Raw genomic sequence first — 4,364 nt, 5'->3', positions numbered from 1 at the left:
GTGTAATGATGGCAGATAGCAAAAAGGATAAAAACGAAAAAAAAGATGTAAACATTGGCTCGAAAGTATCCCTCAACGGTCTTGTTACTGCTGTTTTTGACAACATGGTACATGTTCAAATCGGTGCTAAAATTGTTACTGTCCATATGAAAGACTTGTACTCAGGTCTTAATCAAACTTTGCTGAAAAATTAACATTGTGTTTTTCAATAAACAGGAGGAGCAGCAAATTTATGCTGCTCCTCCGTTTATTTTGAAAAATTACTGATTAGAGAGTGCTTTTGTTTTCTCTGTGCATTTCTCCATTGCCGACAGGACAGCAGTACGCAATCCCTTTCTCTCAAGCTCAGCTACCGCCTCGATCGTTGCTCCTCCAGGAGTACAAACCTCATCTTTAAGCTCACCCGGATGTTTTCCCGTTTCGAGAACCATTTTCGCAGCCCCTAAAACTGCTTGGGCTGCTAATTTATAGGACTGCTCTCTAGTTAATCCGTTTTTGACTCCCCCATCTGCTAATGCCTCGATAAACATATACACATAGGCAGGTGATGAGGCACTAATAGCTGGAATTGAATCCATTAAGCTCTCATGAACGACTTCAGCCTTTCCAAAGCATGAAAAAATACTAAGAACTTCATCCAGTTCCTCTTTTGTCACAAATTGGTTTGCACAAAGTACGCTCATCCCCTCTCCAATTAATGAAGGTGTATTGGGCATAGACCGAATCGCTTTTACCTTCCGTGGAAATGATTCCTCAAGGAATTGCAGGCTAATTCCTGCAGCAATTGTGATAATGAGCGAATGAGGCTTAATGATATCTTTAATTTCCTCAATAATAGATTGGTGGAGATTTGGCTTTATCGCAAGGAAGAGTATATCAGCATGCTCCGCAACTGCTTTATTATCCGTTGTTACCCGGATAGAGAACCTTTCCATCACGTTCCTAACTGTCTCCTTTGAAGCCGCACTTGCCATTATATTCGCAGCTGGAACTTTATCCGCTTGGAGGATTCCCCCTATAATCGCCTGCGCCATTTTTCCCGAACCTATGAAACCAATCTTTCTATTCAAATTAACACATCCTGACTTTTTACATGATTATAGTGACGACCCTTGATCATTAAGGCCTAGCCCATCTGAGTTAAGGATTTCAATAAAATGCTTAAGAATTCTAGCTGTTAAACCCCATATCACCTTATCTTCATAATAATAAAAACACTCTTCCATTTTTCTAATTTGCCAATCATAATTTTCTCCACCGATAATTTGGTTAAATGGAAAGTCTTTTTCAGGCTCAACGCGAAAGCGGATTTGAAAGGTCTCGGGCTCAGTTTTTTTTAAGTATGATAGCGGCACAGTGAAAGTCTTCTCCACTTCACTTCGGTTAACATTGATCATTTCCGGATTTCTTATGTGGCCAACGTAAGGATAGATAATAGTTCCAAACGGAGAAATCATATAGTCTAACGGAAAAACATGATGAATATGATCCTCTTTTATCCCTAACTCTTCTGAAGTCTCCCTTATTGCCGTATACTTTTCATCACGATCCGTCCTATCGACCCTTCCTCCTGGAAAGCAGACTTCACCTGGCTGTCTTCTTAATTGTAGAGAACGAACCTCAAATAAAAGGTGAATATCATCTTCCATTTGGATAAGGGGAATGAGGATGGCATATTTAGAGAATTTCTCACTTCCTAGAATGGAAGGTGTACGGCTTTTAAGCTTTTTTATTATTTTCTGTAGATCCATTTCCTACACCTCCATACTTTGTTTAACACCTTATTTTTCTCGTTTTGCTAAATAATCTATAATTCCCATTGATCCGACAGTCAAATCAAGCTGAATAATTTCCGATAAATCTTCTTCTAATACTATTTGATTTTCGGATAAAAATTGATTGACCTCATTCAATAGCAGATGGAAAAGGGCTTTCTGCTTCGTATCAAATGAAGCAGTTTGGTTTTCTGCCCATACCTTTTCCCCAGCAGCCATAAATAGGGGAAGCCAATACTCAATTTGCTTAAAAACCTGATCAGGATTAGCTGTCATTCCATAATGGCCAAAGTAAATCCTCTCGACACGAAGGGATGAAATTCTTTTCATTGATTGAAGCATCGTCTCAGGATCAAATTGATTTGGTGAGGTAGATGGGAGAAATAGCTCAACCCCCTGATCGAAAACTTGAGGATAATAAACCCCGATCGTATCGCCAGTAAAAATCCCATTACTTAATGAATCATGTATAGAAAAATGATGGTTGGCATGACCTGGTGTATCCATAAATTTCAGAATACGTTCTTTTCCAATTTTTATCGTTTCCCCGTCCTCTTTGATTACCAAACGATCCTCTGGCACTGGCAAAATGGGATCAAAGAGCTCATTAAATTTATCTCCATAAACGGCCTTTGCCCCTTGAATCAGTCTAGAGGGATCAGCAAGATGACGTTTGCCCCGAGGATGAACAATTACTTTAGCATTCGGGCAATGATTAAGCAATAAACCAACACCGCCAGCATGATCAAGATGTATATGTGTGACAATTATATTTTTTACTTCTGTTAACTTTATGCCTAATTCCTCTAACCCTTTCAGCACAAACGGAATAGAGGGACTCGCGCTCGTTTCAATAAGCGTTACTTCCTCGGCTTGAAGAATATAGGACCCTGTCCTTCTTTCTTTTCCTAAATCGAATGTATCGATAAGAGATACATTATACCCTAAATCTGTTGCACTCATTCGCCAAACCCCTTTCGAAAGTATATTTACTATTTTATAACGAATTCTTCGATACGAGGCAAAATTCCTCTTTCCGCTGATTTTCCCCCCTAAAAAAAGCCCTCTCAAAGAGAAGGGCTTTCGAAGCATTGTTTAATAGTTTGCTTTTAATGCAGAGAAATCGACAGAACCTTCCTCTGCTAAATGGCAGGCCACTTGATGATTCTCACCAGGAATGGCATGCAGGGATGGTTCCACTGTTGCACATCGATCAAACGCATATGGGCAGCGTGTGTGAAAACGGCATCCGGCTGGTGGATCTATCGGTGATGGCACATCCCCTTTGAGTATGATCCGTTCTTTCTTCTCTAATACATTCGTACTTGGAATTGCAGATAATAATGCCTTTGTATAAGGATGCTGCGGATTATTAAATAAGGATTTTTTATCAGCGATTTCCACAATCTTGCCTAAGTACATGACAATGATTCGATCAGAAATATGGCGTACTACACCAAGATCATGGGAAATAAAAAGATAGGTTAATTTGAACTCTCTTTGCAATTCCTTTAGCAGGTTTAACACTTGTGCTTGAATAGACACGTCAAGTGCTGAAACAGCCTCATCACAAATAATCAGCTTTGGATTAACTGAAAGAGCACGGGCTATGCCAATTCGCTGACGCTGTCCGCCACTGAATTCATGTGGATAGCGGTCAACCTGGTGTGCTCCAATTCCTACTGTTTCAAGTAACTCAGTAATTTTTTGTCTTCTTTCTCTTGGAGGCACAACATTTTGGATCTCCAGTGCTTCTTCTAAAATCTGACTTACTGTTTGACGTGGATTTAATGAAGCATAAGGATCCTGGAATATGATTTGCAAATCTTTTCGCTTTTTTCTCATTTGTGATTTGCTTAATGCAAGCAAATTCTCGCCTTGGAAATACACTTCACCAGAATAAGGATTATCCAATCTAAGGATCGCTCTGCCAGTTGTCGATTTGCCGCAGCCCGACTCTCCTACAATACTGACAGTTTCCCCTTCATATATATTAAAGCTAATGTCATCGACTGCTTTAACGTGATTGATCGTACGGCCCAGAATACCGCCTTTTATCGGGAAATACTGCTTAAGCTGTTTCACTTCTAATAATGCTTGCTCACTCATGACTAGCTGCAACCCCCTCTTGTTTTTCCCATTTATCTGTATACATCCAGCAGCGAACCTTATCGCCATCAGGAGCATCCTTTAGCTCTGGCAGCTCGGAATGACAAATTTCTCTGGCAAGCGGACATCGAGGAGCAAATCGGCATCCAAGCGGCAAATTAAATGGACTTGGGACTTGACCATGAATGACAGAAAGATCTCCTTCAACATCTTCATCATGTTTAGGAACTGAGTTTAATAGACCGATTGTATATGGATGCTTAGGGTCAGTAAAGATGGTTTCTACATCTGCATATTCTACAACTTTCCCACAATACATAACCGCTACCTTATCACACATTTCAGCTACTACACCGAGATCATGAGTTATAATCATGAGTGAAGTTCCAAGTTCGTCCTGAAGCTTTTTTATCAATTCAAGAATTTGGGCCTGAATCGTAACATCCAGTGCAGTAGTCGGCTCATCAGCAATTAATAATT

The 4,364-nt window shown here is 40.0% G+C and carries 6 protein-coding genes; 1 reads left to right on the top strand and 5 read right to left on the bottom strand.

Going from position 1 to position 4,364, the window contains the following annotated elements; genetic code table 11:
* On the top strand, positions 1–194 hold a 194-nt coding region (locus tag V7149_RS21740), incomplete at its 5' end, for a hypothetical protein (RefSeq protein ID WP_335347680.1).
* A 66-nt stretch (positions 195–260) separates the two neighbouring features.
* Here the strand turns inward: V7149_RS21740 and proC are convergent.
* The 5 genes from proC to V7149_RS21715 form a co-directional block, all read right to left on the bottom strand.
* Positions 261–1,070, bottom strand: coding sequence for a pyrroline-5-carboxylate reductase (gene proC, locus V7149_RS21735; RefSeq protein ID WP_335347679.1), 810 nt, complete (start codon positions 1,068–1,070; stop codon positions 261–263).
* A gap of 27 nt (positions 1,071–1,097) precedes the next feature.
* Complete coding sequence (locus tag V7149_RS21730) at positions 1,098–1,751, bottom strand: NUDIX hydrolase (RefSeq protein WP_335347678.1); 654 nt, start codon at positions 1,749–1,751, stop codon at positions 1,098–1,100.
* A 30-nt stretch (positions 1,752–1,781) separates the two neighbouring features.
* Positions 1,782–2,738, bottom strand: coding sequence for an MBL fold metallo-hydrolase (locus tag V7149_RS21725; RefSeq protein ID WP_335347677.1), 957 nt, complete (start codon positions 2,736–2,738; stop codon positions 1,782–1,784).
* Between the two features lie 132 nt (positions 2,739–2,870).
* Positions 2,871–3,884 carry an ABC transporter ATP-binding protein gene (locus V7149_RS21720; RefSeq protein ID WP_335347676.1) on the bottom strand — a complete coding sequence of 338 codons (1,014 nt, stop codon included), beginning with the start codon at positions 3,882–3,884 and terminating at the stop codon, positions 2,871–2,873.
* Positions 3,877–4,364: ABC transporter ATP-binding protein (locus tag V7149_RS21715; protein ID WP_335347675.1), on the bottom strand; the 488-nt coding region annotated here is incomplete at its 5' end. The genes V7149_RS21720 and V7149_RS21715, both read right to left, overlap by 8 nt.

This window comes from Bacillus sp. JJ1503 (assembly GCF_036965125.1).
Classification (GTDB): Bacteria; Bacillota; Bacilli; order Bacillales; family Cytobacillaceae; genus Cytobacillus.
The sequence above is the reverse complement of the archived record's forward strand: the minus strand, read 5'-3'. Positions and strand labels throughout refer to the sequence as shown.

Excerpts from the sequence above, each read along its gene's own strand:
- V7149_RS21730 (WP_335347678.1), bottom strand. The coding sequence starts at position 1,751 with ATGGATCTACAGAAAATAATAAAAAAGCTTAAAAGCCGTACACCTTCC.
- V7149_RS21725 (WP_335347677.1), bottom strand. The coding sequence starts at position 2,738 with ATGAGTGCAACAGATTTAGGGTATAATGTATCTCTTATCGATACATTC.
- V7149_RS21720 (WP_335347676.1), bottom strand. The coding sequence starts at position 3,884 with ATGAGTGAGCAAGCATTATTAGAAGTGAAACAGCTTAAGCAGTATTTC.